1 protein-coding gene is annotated in these 397 nt (G+C 61.7%); it reads right to left on the reverse strand.

Going from position 1 to position 397, the window contains the following annotated elements:
- The coding region (locus tag FMM79_RS00085) for a type III pantothenate kinase (RefSeq protein ID WP_144251188.1) at window positions 1-286 on the reverse strand (286 nt) is incomplete at its 3' end.
- Between the last annotated feature and the right edge of the window lie 111 nt (window positions 287-397).

Below are 397 nucleotides of genomic sequence, written 5' to 3' on the forward strand. Positions count from 1 at the left end.
GGTAATCGAGATAGCCGTTGCGCACACCCGCCAACTGCTTGCCGGATGATGCAACCAGCGCCGAAACCGGGAACAGCTGCTCCAACCGTGCGACCAGTTGCGAGGTTTCCTGCTCGCTGCGAACGCTCACCAGGCGACAGGCTCGCACTGGCAACGCTTGCTGCGACGTTAACTGTTCGACCAGGGCATCATCGGACTCCGCAAGGCCACCGGCGACCGACCGCGCCGCCCCCTCGATGACCCGCCACTTGATCAGCGAGTTTCCACAGTCGAGCTCAAGAATCATTGACGCAACCTCAAACTAAGCTCCCCTCCACTGAACCCCTGCTCCACGCCATCCACCTCAAGACGCAGCGCTCCTCGGCTATCGACACCCAGCCCACGAGACGCTCATGAA

The sequence above is a fragment of the Novosphingobium sp. BW1 genome (genome assembly GCF_008107685.1).
Classification (GTDB): domain Bacteria; phylum Pseudomonadota; class Alphaproteobacteria; order Sphingomonadales; family Sphingomonadaceae; genus Novosphingobium.